Source organism: Polaromonas hydrogenivorans, from assembly GCF_040105105.1.
GTDB lineage: Bacteria > Pseudomonadota > Gammaproteobacteria > Burkholderiales > Burkholderiaceae_C > Polaromonas > Polaromonas hydrogenivorans.
Map to the genome: position 1 here is coordinate 3,441,947 of NZ_CP157675.1, position 17,949 is coordinate 3,459,895.

General features: G+C 62.6%; 13 protein-coding genes and 1 tRNA gene. 8 read left to right on the forward strand and 6 right to left on the reverse strand.

Translation table 11 applies throughout. From position 1 onward, the window contains the following. Window positions 1-76 precede the first annotated feature (76 nt). Window positions 77-754: a c-type cytochrome gene (locus tag ABLV49_RS16590; protein ID WP_349278140.1), complete on the reverse strand. Its 678-nt coding sequence runs from the start codon at window positions 752-754 to the stop codon at window positions 77-79. A 132-nt stretch (window positions 755-886) separates the two neighbouring features. On the opposite strand from ABLV49_RS16590, the gene ABLV49_RS16595 reads away from it, so the two are divergent. The 8 genes from ABLV49_RS16595 (at window position 887) to ABLV49_RS16630 (ending at window position 10,515) form a co-directional block, all read left to right on the forward strand. Beyond that, complete coding sequence (locus tag ABLV49_RS16595) at window positions 887-1,729, forward strand: AAA family ATPase (protein WP_349278142.1); 843 nt, start codon at window positions 887-889, stop codon at window positions 1,727-1,729. Window positions 1,730-1,753: 24 nt separating this feature from the next. After that, the gene (locus ABLV49_RS16600) at window positions 1,754-2,347 is read left to right on the forward strand and encodes a GNAT family N-acetyltransferase (RefSeq protein WP_349278144.1); all 594 of its coding nucleotides are present in this window, start codon (window positions 1,754-1,756) and stop codon (window positions 2,345-2,347) included. Between the two features lie 58 nt (window positions 2,348-2,405). After that, a complete protein-coding gene (locus ABLV49_RS16605; protein WP_349278146.1) occupies window positions 2,406-2,630 on the forward strand; it encodes an antitoxin in 225 nt (74 codons plus the stop codon). Beyond that, entirely contained in the window at window positions 2,596-3,066 is a 471-nt protein-coding gene (locus ABLV49_RS16610; protein WP_349278148.1) for a type II toxin-antitoxin system VapC family toxin, read from the forward strand. Before ABLV49_RS16605 ends, ABLV49_RS16610 begins: the two co-directional genes overlap by 35 nt. Further along, window positions 3,056-4,279 (forward strand): vWA domain-containing protein, encoded by a 1,224-nt coding sequence (locus tag ABLV49_RS16615; protein WP_349278150.1) that lies wholly within the window; start codon window positions 3,056-3,058, stop codon window positions 4,277-4,279. Before ABLV49_RS16610 ends, ABLV49_RS16615 begins: the two co-directional genes overlap by 11 nt. A gap of 105 nt (window positions 4,280-4,384) precedes the next feature. Then, window positions 4,385-6,319 carry an autotransporter assembly complex protein TamA gene (locus ABLV49_RS16620; RefSeq protein ID WP_349278152.1) on the forward strand — a complete coding sequence of 645 codons (1,935 nt, stop codon included), beginning with the start codon at window positions 4,385-4,387 and terminating at the stop codon, window positions 6,317-6,319. Beyond that, a complete protein-coding gene (locus ABLV49_RS16625) occupies window positions 6,319-10,365 on the forward strand; it encodes a translocation/assembly module TamB domain-containing protein (RefSeq protein ID WP_349278154.1) in 4,047 nt (1,348 codons plus the stop codon). Before ABLV49_RS16620 ends, ABLV49_RS16625 begins: the two co-directional genes overlap by 1 nt. Window positions 10,366-10,440: 75 nt before the next feature. After that, window positions 10,441-10,515 (forward strand) — tRNA-Arg (locus ABLV49_RS16630). 965 nt (window positions 10,516-11,480) lie between these two features. Here ABLV49_RS16630 and istB read toward each other — a convergent pair. From istB to ABLV49_RS16655, 5 genes are all read right to left on the reverse strand, one after another. Then, complete coding sequence (gene istB, locus ABLV49_RS16635) at window positions 11,481-12,236, reverse strand: IS21-like element helper ATPase IstB (RefSeq protein ID WP_349278155.1); 756 nt, start codon at window positions 12,234-12,236, stop codon at window positions 11,481-11,483. 23 nt (window positions 12,237-12,259) lie between these two features. Continuing rightward, window positions 12,260-13,816 (reverse strand): IS21 family transposase, encoded by a 1,557-nt coding sequence (istA, locus tag ABLV49_RS16640; protein ID WP_349278157.1) that lies wholly within the window; start codon window positions 13,814-13,816, stop codon window positions 12,260-12,262. A gap of 565 nt (window positions 13,817-14,381) precedes the next feature. After that, window positions 14,382-17,297 carry a DUF927 domain-containing protein gene (locus tag ABLV49_RS16645; RefSeq protein ID WP_349278158.1) on the reverse strand — a complete coding sequence of 972 codons (2,916 nt, stop codon included), beginning with the start codon at window positions 17,295-17,297 and terminating at the stop codon, window positions 14,382-14,384. A 24-nt stretch (window positions 17,298-17,321) separates the two neighbouring features. Further along, on the reverse strand, window positions 17,322-17,621 hold the full coding sequence (locus ABLV49_RS16650; RefSeq protein WP_349278160.1) for a hypothetical protein: 300 nt from the start codon (window positions 17,619-17,621) through the stop codon (window positions 17,322-17,324). Next, on the reverse strand, window positions 17,621-17,839 hold the full coding sequence (locus ABLV49_RS16655; RefSeq protein WP_349281760.1) for a helix-turn-helix transcriptional regulator: 219 nt from the start codon (window positions 17,837-17,839) through the stop codon (window positions 17,621-17,623). The genes ABLV49_RS16650 and ABLV49_RS16655 overlap by 1 nt, the downstream gene beginning before the upstream one ends. Window positions 17,840-17,949 lie beyond the last annotated feature (110 nt).

A 17,949-nucleotide genomic window follows, 5' to 3' on the forward strand; every position in this document is an offset into this window, starting at 1 on the left:
CAGAGGGTTCTGCCCGCCATGCGCCCATAAAAAAAGCCGCTTGATCAGCGGCTTTTTTGCACAAGGGCGGGTCGGCTTAGCGGAAGCGGCTTTCGGGAATCACCTTCAGGTCACCCGGCACGGATGACAGGTAGTTGGCCATGGCCTTGAGTTCGGCATTGGTGTACTGCTTGGCCATGCCACCCATGATGGGGTGGGCGCGGCCGACCTTTGCGTTGGCATTGGCGCCGTTGTCTGCCTTGTAGGCCTTCAGCGCCACAAACAGGTAGTCGGCATGCTGGCCCGCGATCTTGGGGTAGGAAGGGTCGATGGGCTGGCTGAAATTGGCACCGTGGCACGACGCGCAATTGGCTTTGTTGAGCAGCGCCTGAACTTCAACACTGGGCTCTTTTGCGGGCTTGGCGGGAAGTTCCGCACCGGCCACCACGCCATGCGTACTGTAATAAGCGGCCAGGTCGGCAATATCCTGGTCGTTCAGCGTGTCGGCGATGTTGCGCATGGTGGGATGTTTGCGATCACCTTTTTTGTACTCATGCAGCGCAGCAGAAATATAGCCGGCGTTCTGGCCTGAAATCATGGGCACCTTGTAGACCTCTGGAAAAGAGGATTGATAGCCCTTGATACCGTGGCAACCGATGCACATGGCATTCTTGGTCTGGCCTGCATTGGCATCGCCCTTGATGTCCTGGGCAAGGCTTGCAACCGTCACGAAAGAGACAGCCAGGGCAAATATCGAGGTGAACAGCTTATTCATTTTGCGCGCACAATCAGGTGAAAAGTCATCGTTAAAACAACGGTGGATTATATCTGGCCCTGTCAATCACGGGCCATTTCTCATCATTCCACCGCATACCCCATTTACATCAATACGCTCATTCCAAAAATCATGAAATTTCAAGGATCGAAAAACTACGTTGCCACGCCGGACCTGATGCTGGCCGTCAATGCCGCCTCCACCCTGACGCGGCCGCTGCTGGTCAAGGGCGAGCCCGGCACCGGCAAGACCATGCTGGCCGAGGAAGTGGCGCAGGCCTTGAGCCTTCCACTGCTGCAATGGCACATCAAATCGACCACCAAGGCGCAGCAGGGCCTGTATGAATACGATGCGGTGTCGCGCCTGCGGGATTCGCAGCTGGGCGATGAAAAGGTCAAGGACATTCACAACTACATCGTCAAGGGCGTGCTGTGGCAGGCCTTTACCGCAGACGAACCCGTGGCCCTCCTGATTGATGAAATCGACAAGGCCGACATCGAGTTTCCCAACGACTTGCTGCGCGAAATCGACCGCATGGAGTTTTACGTTTACGAAACGCGCGAACTCATCAGGGCCAAACACCGCCCGCTGGTGTTCATCACGTCCAACAACGAAAAGGAACTGCCCGACGCCTTCTTGCGCCGCTGCTTTTTCCACTACATCAAGTTCCCCGACGCCGACACCATGAAGAGCATCGTGGACGTGCACTTCCCCACGCTCAAGAAAGAACTGCTGGCAGCCGCGATGAAGACGTTCTACGACGTTCGCAACCTGCCCGGCCTGAAAAAGAAACCGTCCACCAGCGAGTTGCTCGACTGGCTCAAGCTGCTGGTGGCCGAGGACATTCCGCTCGAAGCGCTGCAAAGCAGCGACCAGAAGGTCGCAGTGCCGCCGCTGATCGGCGCGCTGCTGAAGAACGAGCAGGACGTGACGCTGTTTGAAAAACTGGTGTTCATGCAGCGCAACAACCGTTGACGCTGAAAAGAAAAGCGAAACATCATGAGCTTTGTCCAGCCTGTTACCTTGGCGGCAAGAGGCCTGGAACTCGTCCCGCTGGCGCTGGAGCACGAAGCCGGGCTGCGTGCGGCGGCGGCCGATGGCGAACTCTGGAAGCTGCGCGTCACCTCAGTGCCCGAGCCCGAGCAAACCCAAGCCTATATTGAAGCCGCACTGGCAGCCAGGCAGGATGGCAACCGTCTTGCTTTTGCGGTGCGTGACCAGGCCAGCGGAACCGTGCTGGGCAGCACCAGCTACCACGACATCCTTCCGGCGGTCAGGCGCGTCGAGATTGGCTACACCTGGTATGCCGCCCGCTGCCAGCGCACCCACGTCAACACCACCTGCAAACTGCTGATGCTCACGCATGCGTTTGAAACCCTGGGTTGCAACGTGGTGGGCTGGCGCACCGACAATTTCAACTTCGCATCGCAAGCGGCGATTGAGCGGCTGGGCGCCAAGAAAGACGGCGTGATCCGGGGCCACGCCCTGCGCCGCGACGGCACGATACGAGACACCGTGATGTACAGCCTGCGCTGCGGTGAATGGCCCGAAGTGAAAGCGCAACTGCTGTACCTGCTCGACAAGCCGCGCTGACTTTCACAAGCCGGGATGACAATATACAATTCGTATATTGTAAAACAAGGAGGTTCTGATGACCACAGCCGCCGTATTCATGTCGGGAAACAGCCAGGCAGTGCGCCTGCCCAAGCAGTTTCAACTGCAATCCAGGCGCGTACACATCGAGCGGCGGGGCGATGAGATTGTTTTAAGGGAACTGCCGCAGACGATGGCGGAATTCATCGCCAAGCTGCCCGTGATCACGGATTGGCCGGACGCAGGCGATGAAGGCGCAGCCGAACCGATTCAAGCCTGGTAAGCCGGTCATGTCGAACCCGCCCGCACGCTATCTGATTGACACCAATATCTGGAGCGCCCTGATACGCCGCTCCAACCCGGCGCTGGTCGAGCGCTTCAGCAGCCTGGAGTTCAGCCAGGTTTTTCTCTCCCCCATTGTTTTGGGCGAACTGCAGGTTGGCTACTACAAGGGAGACCAAACGCCCAAGCGGCGGCTGGTGATCGAGCACATCACCGCCAATGCGCAGCTGCTGCCTCTAGACGGCGGTGTCTCCGTCGCGTATGGCCAGCTTCGTGCAAAACTTGAACAAGCAGGCACGCCCATTGGACCCAACGACACCTGGATTGCCGCAGAAGCGCTGCACCACAAGCTGGTGCTGGTGACGGACAACACGCGGGAGTTTGCGCGGGTTCCGAAATTGAAGATCGAAAATTGGATATCACACCATGCTGATTGATTTTTTCTACACCCTGCGCTCGGCCAAACTGCCGGTTTCGGTCAAGGAATTCCTGATGCTGCTCGAAGCGCTGCAGGCCGGCGTGGTCGGCCCCAACAGCGGCAAGGCGGACGGCTCCGATGGCGAGATCAGCGAGGGCGCCTACAAGATCGACGACTTCTATTACCTGAGCCGCACCGTGCTGGTGAAGGACGAAAAGCACTACGACAAGTTCGACCGCGCCTTTGCCAGCTATTTCAAGGGCGTTGAGATGATTGCCGACTTCACCAGGGACATTCCCCTGGAGTGGCTGCGCAAGAACCTCGAACTCGAACTGAGCCCCGAGGACAAGGCGAAGATTGAAAAAATGGGCTGGGACGAGTTGATGGAAACGCTGAAAAAGCGTTTTGAAGAGCAAAAAGAGCGCCACGAAGGCGGCAGCAAGTGGATTGGCACCGGCGGCACCTCGCCCTTCGGCGCCAACGGCTACAACCCGCAGGGCATTCGCATCGGCCAGGAAAAAAGTCGCAACCGCAGCGCCGTCAAGGTCTGGGACCAGCGCGCCTACAAGGACTACGACGACACGCAGGAACTCGGCACGCGCAACATCAAGGTCGCGCTGCGCCGCCTGCGCAAGTTTGCCCGCCAGGGCAACCAGGAGGAACTCGATCTGGACGACACCATCCGCTCCACCGCCGCCAACGCCGGCTGGCTGGACATCAAGATGGTTCCCGAGCGCCACAACAACGTGAAGGTGCTGCTGCTGATGGATGTCGGCGGCACCATGGACGACCACATTCACCGCGTCGAGGAAATGTTCAGCGCGGTCAAGGCCGAGTTCAAGCACCTGGAGTTTTATTATTTCCACAACTGCGTCTATGACTTCATGTGGAAGAACAACCGCCGCCGCTTTGCCGAGAAGTTTCCGACCTGGGACATCATCCGCAAGTACAACAAGGACTACAAGCTGATCTTTGTCGGCGATGCCACCATGAGTCCCTACGAAATCCTGCAGGCCGGCGGCAGCGTGGAATACAACAACGAGGAAGCCGGTGCCGAATGGCTGCAGCGGCTGACCAACGCCTTTCCAAAGTTTGCCTGGATCAACCCGGAGCCGCAGGGCATCTGGCAATACCGCCAGAGCATCGGCGTGGTCCAGCAGCTGATGGGCCAGCGCATGTACCCCCTGACCCTCAAAGGACTTGAGGAAGCGATTCGGCTGCTCTCGAAATGATGTCAAAGTAAACTCGGGCGCGTGACCCATTTCAGTACCTACCACGCGCGAACGGCCGCAGGGGTGATGCCAGCGCCCTCCCGCCTTGCTTTCACCTGCGTTGCCTTGGCTGCCCTGCTCCTGGGGCCTGCAGCCAGCGCGCAAACCGCCGCGCCCATAGCGCCCATAGCGCCCGTATCGCCCGCCAGCACGTCCATGTCTTCCGGGTCAACGCCGCCGTCCAGCGTCCAGCAAACCGCGCCGCCACCGGCGCCCCCCCCCGAAAAAATCGAACCCGTGGACACGCCGCAAGGCGCTGTCGGCCCGACCAGCGCCGCGCCCGAGGTCACCGCGTTTGACATTGCCGTTCGCGCGCCAGCGGAGGTGCGGGAACTGCTTGAAAAACACCTTGAACTGCAGCGCTACCGCGCCGTCACCGATCTGGACGAAGCCGAACTGGCGCGCCTGATCGTGCTGGCCGAACACAATGTCCGCAACCTGGTCGGCACACTCGGCTACTTCAGCCCCGACATCCGCATCACCCGAGAAGGCGGCGTCAACGAGCGCCCCGTCATCGTGGTGGCCGTTGATCCCGGACAAGCCACGAATATCGGCCCGGTGGCCATCACCTTTGCGGGCGACATTGCCGTCTCGCCTGACCTGGATGCGACAGCCCAGCGCACTGAAATCGAGCGCGACTGGCGTTTGCCGACAGGCCTGCGCTTTACCCAGGATGCCTGGAGCGGCGCCAAGACCCAGGCCTTGCGGCAACTGGTGGCCCGCCGCTACCCGGCCGGCAAGCTGGCCGGCAGCCTGGCCGACGTGGATGCCCCAGGCCGCACAGCCAGCCTGAGGGTCGATCTGGACTCGGGGCCGCTGTACCGGCTCGGCACTATGCAGGTCAGCGGCGTGGAACGCTACGACCCGGCGCTGGTGCCGCGACTGGCGCGGCTGAACCAGGGCGATATTTACGACCTGAACCAGTTGGTGCAGGCGCAGCAGCGGCTGGCTTCCAGCGGTTATTTTGATTCGGCCTATGTCTTCATCAACCCCGAGAACGACCCGCTGGCCGTTCCCGTGCAGGTGCAGGTGCGTGAAGCCAAGCTGCAAAAGGTCGTTCTGGGCGTAGGCGTGACCACCGACAGCGGGCCGCGTGCATCGGTGGAGCATACGCATCACCGGGTGCCGGGCATCGGCTGGCGCGCCGTCACCAAGCTGCAGCTGGAGAAAAAATCGCCCTTTGTCCAGACCGAATGGACCTCCATCCCGGATGAAGCGAACTGGCGCTGGGGGGTGCTGGGCCGCGTCGAGCGGATCAATGACAACGAACTGATCACCCAGGCGCAGCGGCTGCGGTTTGGCCGGTCGCAAATCGGCGACCGGATCGACCGCAACATCTACCTGCAATACGACCGGGCTCATGTTCAGGGCGCGGGGCTGCTGGGCAACTCCGCAGCCGAAACCGGCGACGGCTCGGCGCTGACGGCCAATTACGTCTGGACCGGCCGCTACTTTGACAGCCTGCCGTTTCCCGCCAAGGGTTATGCCCTTGGCTTCGAGCTGGGCGCCGGCACCACGCTGGGTACAGACCGCCAGCCGTTTACCCGCACGGTGGGCCGCTGGATGGGCATCAAAACGCTGGAGCGCGGCCGGATTGCGATGCGCGCGGAAGCGGGCGCCGTGCTGGCCAAGGACACGGCCAACATCCCGGCCACCCAGCTGTTTCGCACCGGCGGCGACAACACGGTGCGCGGCTACGGCTACCGCGACATCGGCATCAAGCTGGCCAACGGCGTGATCGGTCCCGGCCGCTACCTGGCGGTCGGCAGCGTCGAGTGGCAGCGGCCCATCACGCTCAAGGGCCGGCCCAGCGAGTTCGAGCACACGGTATTCATCGACGCCGGTGCCGTGGCCGACAAGCCGCAAGACCTGAGCCCTTCCTTCGGCATCGGCACCGGCGTGCGCTGGAGAAGCCCGATTGGGCCGTTGCAGATTGACCTGGCCTATGGCCTGAAGGTCAGGCAGGCGCGCCTGCACATCAGCGTGGGCTTTGTCTTCTGATGGCCACCTCGAACAAACCCAGGCCCAAAAACAAGAAAGCTTCTGCGGCCAAGCCCATACGGCGATGGCTGAAAGGCGCTGCATGGGCCACCGCCAGCGTGGTTGCGCTGGTCGTCGGCGCAACAGGCACCCTGTGGTGGTGGGCCGGAACCGAAGGTTCGCTGGACACTGCGCTGCGCTGGGCCGGCAAGTCGCAGCCGCTGACGTTCGAGAGTGCCACGGGATCATTGCGGGCCGGTGGCCATATTGGCCAGTTGGACTGGCAACAGGACGGCATCACCGTCAATGCCCGCGATGTCAGCCTGGCCTGGCAGGCCTGGTCATTGCTTCAGGGAAGGCTCAAGCTCGACCGCTTTACCGCTGCCAGTGTCCAGGTCACCGACGAGCGTGCGCCAACGCCCATGCCAACAGCCCCGCCCAACGCGCTGGGTCTTCCCTTGCAGGTTGCGCTGGACGAATTCTCGGTGGGCCAGTTTGAATACAGAGGCAAGACCGCATTCACCGCATCCGAAATAGCGGGAAGCTATCTCTACACCGGCCTGCAGCATCAGCTTGACCTGAAAAGCGTTCAGGTCGCCAACGGGCGCTACAGCGGGCGCGCCGCCCTGACGGCAGCCGGCCCGCTGACGCTGGACGCCAGCTTGTCGGGTGCGCTCGATGTTGCTATTGCGAATAATCCGGCATCGGTGCCGCTGGCATTCCAGGCCACGGCCAGCGGCCCGCTGACCGAGTTGCTGGTCAAGGCCGAACTGCAGGTCACGACGCCCCCAGCCGCCGATGCAAAAAAACCCGCGCCGCAACCCCAGGCCAGCGCCAGCGCCCGCGTCATGCCGTGGGCGGCGCAGCCCCTGCCGCAAGCCGATGCCACGTTCCGCGACCTGGACATCGCGGCCTTGTTGCCGGACATGCCGCAAACCCTGCTGACCGGCAGCGCCAGCGTTCGGCCGCTTGAAAGCAAAACCCCCGCCGCCAGCCCGGCCTGGGCCTTGCAAATGCAACTGGCCAATGCCCTGCCCGGCCCGTGGGACCAGAAACGCCTGCCGCTGGAACAACTGGAAACCCAGGGCGAATGGGTCAATGGCACAGCCATGGTGCGCAGCCTCAAGGCGCAACTGGGCGGCGGCGAACTGCTGGCCAGCGGCGAATGGACCCGGCCATCGCCGGCCGACAAGCCCGCCACGGCAGTCCCTGCAGCGCCCGCGCAGGCCTGGCAACTGAAGGCCACGCTCAAACGCATCAATCCGGCCCGATTGCATACCCAACTCGCGCCCTTGCCACTGGACGGCCGGGCCGAGGCCAGCGGCCAGGGTGCCAGCGCGCGCTTTGATGCCAGCGTTCAGACCGTGGCAGGCGCAGGCAAACCGGGCAACAGGCCAGCGCCCGGAACCCATTCCGGCCAGAACCATTTTCTGCAACAACTTCGCCTGCGTGACGCCAAGGCCACCGGCAGCTGGAATCCGCAACAGGCGGGCGGCACCCTGGCGCTATCGGCCCTGCGGGTGCGCACCGACGACGCCGAACTGAGCGGCCAGCTTGAAGTGCAGCCCGCAGCAAAAGGCGGCCAGGGCAAGCTGGCATTGACGGCCCCCGGCCTGGATGCCCGGTTCAATGGCGAATTGCGCAAAACCAGCGGCAACGGTGAATTGAACCTGCGCGGCCGCGATGCCGGCCAGGCTCTGCGCTGGCTGCAAAAACTCCCCGGCATGCCTGCCACGGTGTTGAACGCTTCGGCCAGCGGCAGCGCCGAACTGCAAGCCACATGGCAAGGCGGCTGGCAGGATCCGGCCCTGCAGGCGCGGCTGGACGTGCCTTCGCTGGACTGGATTGCGGCCACGCCCAAGGCGGCAACGCAGGCCAAAGTCACGCCTGCCACACCAACCACGCCCGCTGCGCCCGCCGCAGCAAGCCCGGCTCTGCTCAAGGTCCGCGAACTGCAAGCCACGCTGTCAGGCCGCTTGAGCCAGGCGCAACTGGGCGCGCAGGGCCGGGTCGAAATCGACCAGCGCCGCTATGCGCTGCAATTGTCAGCCGATGCTGGCCGATTGAAACCGGCGGGCAATGCCAATGCGCCGCTGGGCGAATCAGCCTGGCAGGGTCTGCTCAAGCAACTCAGCCTGAGCGTTGAAGACCCGGCCCTGGGCAGCGGCGCATGGCGGCTTGCAACCCACAGCCCGGTGCCGCTCAAGTGGACACCGGCACGCGCTGGCGGCGGAGCCTTTGAAAGTGGCGCCGGCGAAGCGCTGTTGACGGCGCCACCCGGCAATGCATCGAATGCTGCGCCGTCCCAGGCCACGCTGTCGTGGCAACCCGTGCGCTGGCGGCCCGGCGAACTGGTGACAGCCGGCAAGATCACCGGCTTGCCGATTGCCTGGGTCGAGTTGCTGGCCGGCCCGCAAATGAAGGGTGCGGGCCTGGGCGGCAGCCTGGTGTTTGACGGCCACTGGGATGCCGTGCTCGGCAACACCCTCAAACTCAATGCCAGCCTGGCGCGCAGCAGCGGCGACATCACGGTGCAGGCCGAAGGCATGCAAGGCAAGCCGGTGCGGGTGGCCGCCGGTGTCAAGCAGGCGCGGATTTCACTGGAAACCCTGGGGGACGCCCTGACGCTTGCCCTGGTCTGGGACAGCGAACGCGCCGGCACGGCCAACGGCCAACTCAAAACGAGACTGCTTCGCGCCCCCGGCGGGCAAGGCGTGGGCGGCTGGCTCTGGCCGGCTGATGCGCCGCTGAGCGGCCAGCTTCGCGCGCAATTGCCGCGCATCGGCGTCTGGTCATTGCTGGCGCCGCCCGGCTGGCGGCTGCGCGGCTCACTGGGGGCCGATATCGCCATCAGCGGAACCCGTGCCGCCCCCAGCCTGGCAGGCGATTTGCAGGCCAATGACCTGGCCTTGCGTTCGGTCGTCGATGGCATCGAGTTCGGCAACGGCCGCCTGCGCGCCCGGCTGGACGGAACGCGCATGCGCATCAGCGAATTCACCTTGCAGGGAGCAGGTGACAAAGGCACCGGCGGCAGCCTCACGGCCCAGGGTGAAGCCGGCTGGATAGCCGGCAAACCCCAGGTGCAGCTCGACGCCAAACTGCAGCAGCTGCGCGCCAGCATCCGCACCGACCGGCAACTGACGGTCTCGGGCGATGTGCAGGCCGGCCTCAAGGGCGAACAGACCGAGTTCACCGGCAAGCTGGTGATTGACCAGGCGCGCATCCTCCTGCCCGACGAAGGCACGCCGCAGTTGGGCGACGATGTGGTGGTGCGTACCGCCAGCGGCGCGGCGGCAGGCCAGAAGGCACCGTCGCAAACCAGCGCGGACACTGCGGACAAGGCCAGCCGGCCGCTCAAGCTGGCGGTGGACATCGACCTGGGACGCGATTTCCGGATTCAGGGCAAGGGCATTGACACGCGGATTCGCGGCACGCTGGCGCTCAGCGGCAATTCGCTCAGCGACCCCCGCCTGCTGGGCACCGTCAGAACCTTTGGCGGGCAATACCGCGCCTACGGCCAGCGCCTGGATGTCGAGCAGGGCGTGATTCGCTTTACCGGAGCGATTGACAACCCGGCGCTCGACATTCTGGCGATACGCCCCAACCTCACGCAACGCGTCGGCGTGCAGATCACCGGCACCGCCCTGCTGCCCAGCGTGCGGCTGTATGCGCAGCCCGAGTTGCCTGATGCCGAAAAGCTGTCATGGCTGGTGGTCGGCCGGGCCTCGGCCTCGGGCGGCGCCGAAGCGGCCTTGCTGCAGCAGGCCGCGCTCGCCCTGCTGGGCAGCAAAAGCGGCGGCATGTCGGGCGGGCTGGCCGCCTCGCTGGGGCTGGATGAGCTGTCGTTTCGGGGTGCGTCCAGCAATGCGGACGGCACGGCCACGGGCGGCGCCGTCACGCTGGGCAAGCGTTTTTCGCGCAATTTTTATGCGGCTTATGAACGCAGCATTTCGGGGGCGCTGGGAACGCTGTTTGTGTTCTATGACCTGTCGCGGCGCTTCACCCTTCGCGCCCAGGCCGGCCAGCAAAGCGCGGTGGACCTGATTTTCACCATCCCCTACGACTGAATCGGCACCTGCCAGCTTTTCAATAACGCCCGTTCAGCGCATACAATTCCTGTTCTTCGCAACTTGCCAAGACGTGCCGCCATAGTTCAACGGATAGAACGAGTGCCTCCTAAGCGCTAGATACAGGTTCGATTCCTGTTGGTGGCACCAGATTACAAGCCGTATCGTTCCATAGACGTGCGGCTTTTTTGTTTTCCCCTCTGAAAATCACTAAAAACGCACCTTGCGTCGTGCGCTAGCGTTCGTAAAAGTGCGCTTCAATCCGGGCATATCTGGGGGCACATTTGGGGGCACATTTTCGGAAAGTGGGGGCACATTTACCAAGCGTGCTCCCCCAGCATCCGGGCTTGTGCCGGGCAAGTTCCAAAGGCAGGGAGAGGCTGGCCAGCAGCTCAGGACAGGCAGGCACGGCCTGTCTTGCCAGTCTTATTTGAATTCTGCTTGTTGCACATTTACGGGAATTTATCAAAAATCCCTCTACTTTCGGCTATCGCTTTTTTGAGTGGGGACAGTGGGGACAGTGGGGACACCGCATAAACAGGGGCTTTGCGCGTCCCCACTGTGTCCCCACTGCCCCTAAACAGTGGGGACAAATCATTTTTTATGCACATTTCCGGGCATTTTTTCGAAAAACCCTGAAAAATACGCTTACGTAACGCTTACATGGCCTGAATTTACCTGTTCATTATTTTTACGTTTTGCACATTTTCGGGCATTCAATAAAAATCATTGGGCAGCTTTGAAGCCGTTTGCGTTTCAGATTTCAGGGTTTTTGCTGCCTGCAGTTCAGGCAATGACCTGTTTGCATGAGGGACGGCCAGTACAGGGCGCTAAAGTCATTCCGTATAAGTGCGCAAAGGTACAAATTTGCGGACTTAACACCATAAGCCGGAACCAAAAACGGACTTTTTACGAATCGCTGCGTATTCCGGTGAACGTGACCGCTGATTCCGGCAACGTGACCGGCATTCCGGCGAACGTGACCGGGGGTCGGTGTTGCGCGTTTTGATTTTATGCCGGCCCGCTTTCCCGGCTGTTTTGCCCTTCTGTGGAATTGAATTTTTTGAACGAATAGGCCCCTGCCAGGCCGCCGGAGGCCCCCTGGCCGTGGGGGCCTACTTGTCGGCGATCCCTTTTGCGGGCGGGTTTTTTTTACGCAGCGATTCGCCCGTGAGCGTGAAGCGGTGATGGTTTTGCATGAGCCGATCAAGCATGGCATCGGCCACAGTTTGGTCACCTATCCACTCGTGCCAGTGCTCAATGGGCAACTGGCTGGTAATGACGGTGGCGCGCTGGCTGGCCCGGTCGTCAATGATCTCCAGCAGATCGGCCCGGGTTTGACTGTCCATGGCGGCCATGCCCCAGTCGTCGAGCAGCAAGACGTCCGTGTTTTTGAGCGTGTCCAGCCAGCGCGTAAAGGTGCCGTTGGCGTGGCGAATGCGCAGTTCCTCGCCCAAGCGGGGAACCCGCAGGTACAGCGCACTGTGGCCACGCCGGCAGGCATGCTGGGCCAGCGCGCACGCCAGCCAGGACTTGCCCGCGCCGGTGGCTCCGGTGATCAGCACGGCGTGCCCGGCATTGACCCATTCGCCCAAAGCTAGACTCATCACCGCGCTGCGTTCAATGCCCCGGGTGCTGCGGCTGTCCAAATCTTCTATGACCGCTTGCGGGTATTTGAGTTTGGCGGTTTTGAGCAATCGCGCACAGCGCCGGTCTTGCCTGCCATGCACCTCCCGGTCGACCAGCAAGGCCAGCCGTTCTTCAAAGCTCATGGCGCCGATGCCGCTTTGCTGGAGCTGGTGCTCCAGCGCCTGGGCCATGGTTTCCAGGCGCAGACTGCGCAGTTGATTCAAGGTGGTGTTCATCATCATTTTGGAATTCTCTGTAAAGGGTTTCATTGGTAGTAGTTCGCGCCACGCACGTGGGCGTGTGCGGGCGATGTCCACTCTGGCGTGGTGCTCGCTTGCAGCAGGTCGCGCCGGTTGAGCAAGATGTCGCGGATGTGGGTGTATTTGCTGGTGCCCAAGCTCAACGCCAAGGTGCAGGCCGCCTCCAGCCTGGCGTCGCCGTAGCGTTTGGAGAGGGACAGCAGGCCCAAACAGGCGCGGTAGGCGTGCTCGGGATGGGGTTGGCGCTGCAGCATCTTTTGCACCGTGGCCGCACAGGCCACCCCAATACGCGCGCCCCAGGCGATGAGCCGCTCGGGCGTCCACTGCGCCTGGTGCTGGTGGCGCTCGGGCAGGTGTTCAATCACGGTGGTAAAGCTGCCTTTGTGGGCGCAGCGCATGTGGCTGGCCACCCGGTTGCCACGGTGCAAGACTTCTACCGCATGGGCGGTGACGCGCAACTCCAGCGCCAGGCCAACCAGGGCGTTGGGCACGCTGTAGCGGTGGCCCTCGAATTCGACGTGGCTGTCGATGTGCACGCGCACCGTCTTGAAGACCGCCCATTCCCAGGGCTGCAGCGGCAGGGCCATCAGGGCCGGTGCGTCGATCTGCGCGAACACGCTGGCGCGGCTGCCGGGCAACTTTTGAAAGGCACGCTGGTTGAGCCAGTGCAGCAAGGGGGTGATGGCGTCGTTGACCTCCTCCACGCTGGTGAACTGATGCTTGCGCAGGCGTGCCAGGATCCAGCGCTCGACCAGCAAAACGCTCAGCTCGACCTTCGGTTTGTCCTGTGGGTGATAAGCGCGCGCAGGAAGCACACTGCAGCCGTAGTGACGGGCAAAGTCCTGCACGCTGTCGGTCAGCAGCGGCTCGTAGCGGTCGGCCTTGGTCACCAGGGCGCGCGGGTTGTCGGGGATGATGAGCTGGGGCACGCCGCCATAAAAGGTCAACGCCTGCGCGGTGGCGCCCAGCCAGTCGCGTGCCGTCTGCGCGGGCGTAGCCAGGCAAAAGCAGTAGCCCGACACGCCCATGGCCGCCACAAAGAGGTTGGCGCGGCCAATTTCCTGCCCGTGCACCCTCAGGGCCAGCGTCGGGCCGGCATAGTCGATGAAGAGTTTCTCACCGGCGCGGTGGACCTGGCGCATCGAGCGTTTGAGCCGTTTGGCAAACTGGCGGTAGTTCTCGCAAAACTGCGAGTAGCGCCAGGGCTTCAGGGGCCAGTCCGCACGGTGCTCGTCGCCGACCTGGGCGCAGTATTCCTCCCACAGCAGCATGAGCGTCACACCCTTGCGGCCAAGCTCCTGGTGAAGCCGCCCGAAGTCGGCTTGCGCATAGGTCTGGCTGGCGCGAGACGACGCCAGCAGGCGTCGCTCCAGCGCGGCTTCGTCCAGGGCTGAAATGGCCGGCCAGTCCAGCCCGGCGGCGACGGCCAGGCCCACGTATTTGGTGACGACACCTTTGGAGAGCCCCAGGGCACCGGCGATTTGTTGATGGGACTGTCCACCCTCGAATTTCAGACGCAGGGCGTCTTTGAGTTTGCGCATATTGATCCTTAAGGCGGGCATGTGTCTCTTTGCAAAAAGCATCGAAGCTACACGCCACGCCGGGTTTCGTTCATGCGCAACACCGTGCCGACGGCGTATACCGCCGTGCCGACTGTCGTGACCAAAGACATCGGTCACGTTCGTCGGAATCAGCGGTCACGTTGCCGGAATCCCTCCGGTCACGTTCACCGGAATGTCGGTCACGATCCCGGAATCACCGGTCACGTTGGTCCGGAATACTCAAATCGCAGGAACTGGCGAAACCGAGGGGGCTGAATTACCCGTACGGGAAACCCCTCCGGGAGTACCTATAGGGGGTGTACCCGGCCAGCTCAACCAGTCGGGCCTACGTGTGGGCGGCACATCGGCCATGCTCAGGCTTAGTCTGGTGCGCATACGCAAGCACAGCCACAGCGAGCACCAGCGGCCCGGGCCTTGCTCTGGTGCCTGGTATCACTCAGGAAGGAGTTTTGCAGCGCGGAAGGAACTCCCGTACCCCACCGCCTACCGGCGGCCCGGCCATGGGCTCACGCTGGCCACACCTTCAGGATGTTGACGGCTATCAGCAAGTCATCAAGGCAGACGCTTACAGGTCAAGGCCGAATATTGCAGGCGTTATCCGGTAGCACCTGGTGGTGCTCATGCCAGGCAGGCGCGGCTTGCAATCGAACGTGCGGCCCTTTTCAGGCATCAAGCAGCCATGATCCAGCAAGACACGGCATACAGCCATATAGTCAAAGCCTTGGCATACCTCTGCCCGAAAGGTTTCGGCCAGGATGAAATATTCATAGCTCACGCCCTCGCCCAAGGCAGCGGGCATCTTTTCGCCGAACTCTTGCAGGTGTTGGCTATTGCTCTTGATGGGCTCACCGTCAGTATTCAACATGCGCCGCACGCCGGCACGTTGCAGGGTCTTAGGTGCATGGTCATCAGCCCCACGGTGCCAGATAGCAAAGCGGCCTTCGCCATGCGCTTCAAGAAACCGCCGCACCGCCCGCAGCATGGCCACGATCTCGCCATTGCCGTTGCCACCACGGGCGGCCAGCCAGGCGCCAAAGCACGAACGGGCCGCCTGTTCACTCTCGCCTAACTGCCAGCCGCTCAGGCCCGCCGCCGTGGCCAGCTCACCGGCCGCGCCCACCAGCGCAAAGCGTGCGCCCACGCGCTCCACCTGCCCGCTGGAATCCTTGGGAATCAACTGCGCGGCCAGGGCGTCAGCCGCTTTACGAATGCGGGCCTTGAGCGTGTCGGCGTTGACGGTCAACCATTCGAGCCAGGCGCGGCCGGTTGCACCGTACACGGCTTGCGCCTGGTGCGTGATGTGCTTGGCAAAGGCCGCGCCGCCCGCGTGTCCGTGCAGCTCCTCAAATGCCCCCAGCCCCATGCCCGCATCGGCCGGAATGTCAGCCATACGCACTTCCTGCCCGGTGCGTGTGCGCTTCATGCCTTCAGCCATATGGTCAGCAAGCCCCAGTTCACCAGCAGACAGGAACAGCAAGCGCCAGGCTTGCCGCGTGCGCGGCGTGCCGGTGCGAGTCGCACGGGCCTTGCCCTGTTCATTGGCCAGCATGTAGGCGCATTCGCCCGCCGTCTTGGGGTCGATCTGTGCCAGCTCGTCAAGGATCAGCAGGCAGTCGCTGTGCTGCGCTGCAATGGCCTCCAGGGCGTTATCGGTCGCACGCCAGCGCTGCAGGTAGCTGGCACCGCCGTACACGCTGGCGGCCAGTTTCAGCGCCGTGGTCTTGCCGCTTGAGGAGTCACCCCGGTAGTGAAACCCGCCGCTTTCCATGCCAGCAGGGCGCAACAGCGGCCCGGCAAAGGCGCATGCCACGGCAAACACCAGACGCGAATTGCCTTCGCACAAAGCCCCGACACGCTCGCGCCATTGCTCGGGCGTGCCCTTGCTCTGAAAGGTGTTCTCCACCGCGTTATCACTCTGAAAGACGATGCGCTCTGCGTCGTCGCCTATGGTTTCGCGGGGCAGCACGAAGGCGCGGCCGCCATGCCAGCCCACGCGGTCGGTGCAACTGGCGAACTCGCCCGGCTGGCGCGTCTGGATGTACTGCGTCAGCAGGTTGCGGGCGCGTGGCGTCGTGGCAATGCGCAGGCCCATGTTCAGTAGCGTGGCGCGGTATTCGCCGCCGTCGCCCGACAACATGCGGGCGGGCATGGCCCACTGCTTGACCCGCCCCAAAGGGTCAGCAAAGGCCACGTAATAGCCCCAGCCGCCGCCGTCCTGGTCACGCGTCAGGGCCTCTACATCCATACGGCTGCAAATCCATTCAGGGGATTTTTGCTTGCCGTCCTGGTCAATGCCTTGGTGCCACACGCCATCATCGTTCACGGCAAACACATCAAACACGCGGCCCGTATCGCTGGCGCCGCCGCTAGCCTCTTGCCGGGGGCGCTGGCTGGCCTTGCCTGCCTTTGGCGGTTGCGCCGTCTGTGCGGCCGCTTGGCTGGCCAGGCGGCCATCAATGGCAAGCTCCACAATACAGCGCACCGCCTCAAGCCCGGCCGCGCCGCCGTGGCGCCGGTGCAAGTCGTTGAAATCGCTGCCACCCTCGGGCAAACCATCGGGGAACACTGCCAGCCCCCGCACAGCACGCGCCGCCGCCGTGGCTTTGTCGCGGCCCGGATTGTGGCCGGTGCGTGCAAGCGTCTGCAAGTCGTCATCCCCGCACAGCACCAGCAAGGCGGCCGGGTACAGCGTGCGCAGGGCTTTGGCAACGTGTGCCAGGTTGCCCGCGTCAAAGGCCACGGCCACCGGGCGGCCCGTGGCTTCATGCAGGCTGGCGGCCGTCGCATAGCCTTCAGCCACCAGCACCGCGCCAGGGGCGGCCGTGTCAGCCCCAGCCCCGCCTATCAGGTGCCACAGCCCCGACTTACGCCCGCCCTTCAAAAAAAGTTTGTCGGTGCCGCCGTCCGTGGGCTTGTCGGGGGCAATGCATTGCACGTTCCACAGTTCGCCCGCCGCATCGCGCACCGGCACCAGCACCACGCCGCCAAGCGCAAAGCGCACGCCGTGGGGCTGTACGCCCTTGTGGGTCAGATAGGCGCTTTCGCCCGTCTCGCTGGCTTGTGCCCACTGTGCGGCCGCTTCGCTGGCGGCGCTGGCGTGGGCAGCGTCAAGGCGGGCCTTTTCTTGCTGCCTGGTTTTTATCCGATCATGCTCGCGCCGCGCCAATGCTTCGGGGTCAGGCTTTGCGGGTGCCTGGTCGGCTTTGGGCAGCTTGAAGCCTTGTTCTTTGGCCAGGTGTAGCAGCGTGCCGATACCCACGCCGCCGCCCGCCTTGACGCTTTGCCAGGTGCCGCGTGTGGCTTTGGCGCTGTAACCCTCGCCGGTCTGGCTCCAGGCGTCAAACAGTTCAAAGCCGGTAGCGTCTGGAAACTCGCTTTTAATGGCCATCGCCAGCCGCGCCCATTCATCGCGGGGCAGGCTGGCCGGAATGAATGCCAGTGCATCGCGGGTCAGTTCGGGGGTGATGTTAGTTTGCAGCATTTGTTTTTGATAGGTCGCAGGGCTTTACAGAATCGGGTGATGCAGCGCAATAAAAAGCGCACTAATTGCCGCTGCCTTTCGCATTTCAGCGTTTAAAGCGCCATCGCGTTTAGCCTCATAAAGTTCAAATAAAGCCCAAATTTCTTGGGTTTTTTCAGGGGAAATTCCTTCTTTATCGAGTGCAAAAGTACCCAGATGGCCCCATGCCTCTCGATAAGCTTCTTCTGCACCATTCCCCAGCTCGAAACACACGCGATCAGCGGTTTCAATTTCTCGCTTGAGGCTGTCGATTTGTCGGTCTAGGACTTGGGTGCGCTTGCTCATCACTGACCTCGTGACAAGTCGGGAAGATTTGCTCTGGCCGGTGCAGGCGCTTGCACAGCGTTTTCTGTGCCCTGGTTGATGAGGTCTTGAACCCACTGAAGGACAGCGCTTTCTGGAAAAACCACAAGTCGGGCAGACAATCTGATGGAAGGCACGAACGTGCCCTTTTTCAGCATGGCGTAAATCGCGGATTTTTTGAAACCCACGATTTTTTCCACCTCTTCCAAACGGATCAGGCGGTCACGCGGGACAACTGGTTTTGACTGGTGAACAATTTACATGATTTGAGTTCCATATGAGCGCTAGCTAAACCGTTGTGGCTTGCTTC

What these genes read in the sequence shown, in the direction of transcription:
- ABLV49_RS16605 (WP_349278146.1), top strand. Translation starts at nt 2,406, where the DNA reads ATGACCACAGCCGCCGTATTCATGTCGGGAAACAGCCAGGCAGTGCGC.
- ABLV49_RS16650 (WP_349278160.1), bottom strand. Translation starts at nt 17,621, where the DNA reads ATGAGCAAGCGCACCCAAGTCCTAGACCGACAAATCGACAGCCTCAAG.
- ABLV49_RS16595 (WP_349278142.1), top strand. Translation starts at nt 887, where the DNA reads ATGAAATTTCAAGGATCGAAAAACTACGTTGCCACGCCGGACCTGATG.
- istB (WP_349278155.1), bottom strand. Translation starts at nt 12,236, where the DNA reads ATGATGATGAACACCACCTTGAATCAACTGCGCAGTCTGCGCCTGGAA.
- ABLV49_RS16590 (WP_349278140.1), bottom strand. Translation starts at nt 754, where the DNA reads ATGAATAAGCTGTTCACCTCGATATTTGCCCTGGCTGTCTCTTTCGTG.
- ABLV49_RS16625 (WP_349278154.1), top strand. Translation starts at nt 6,319, where the DNA reads ATGGCCACCTCGAACAAACCCAGGCCCAAAAACAAGAAAGCTTCTGCG.
- ABLV49_RS16645 (WP_349278158.1), bottom strand. Translation starts at nt 17,297, where the DNA reads ATGCTGCAAACTAACATCACCCCCGAACTGACCCGCGATGCACTGGCA.
- ABLV49_RS16615 (WP_349278150.1), top strand. Translation starts at nt 3,056, where the DNA reads ATGCTGATTGATTTTTTCTACACCCTGCGCTCGGCCAAACTGCCGGTT.
- istA (WP_349278157.1), bottom strand. Translation starts at nt 13,816, where the DNA reads ATGCCCGCCTTAAGGATCAATATGCGCAAACTCAAAGACGCCCTGCGT.
- ABLV49_RS16600 (WP_349278144.1), top strand. Translation starts at nt 1,754, where the DNA reads ATGAGCTTTGTCCAGCCTGTTACCTTGGCGGCAAGAGGCCTGGAACTC.
- ABLV49_RS16610 (WP_349278148.1), top strand. Translation starts at nt 2,596, where the DNA reads ATGAAGGCGCAGCCGAACCGATTCAAGCCTGGTAAGCCGGTCATGTCG.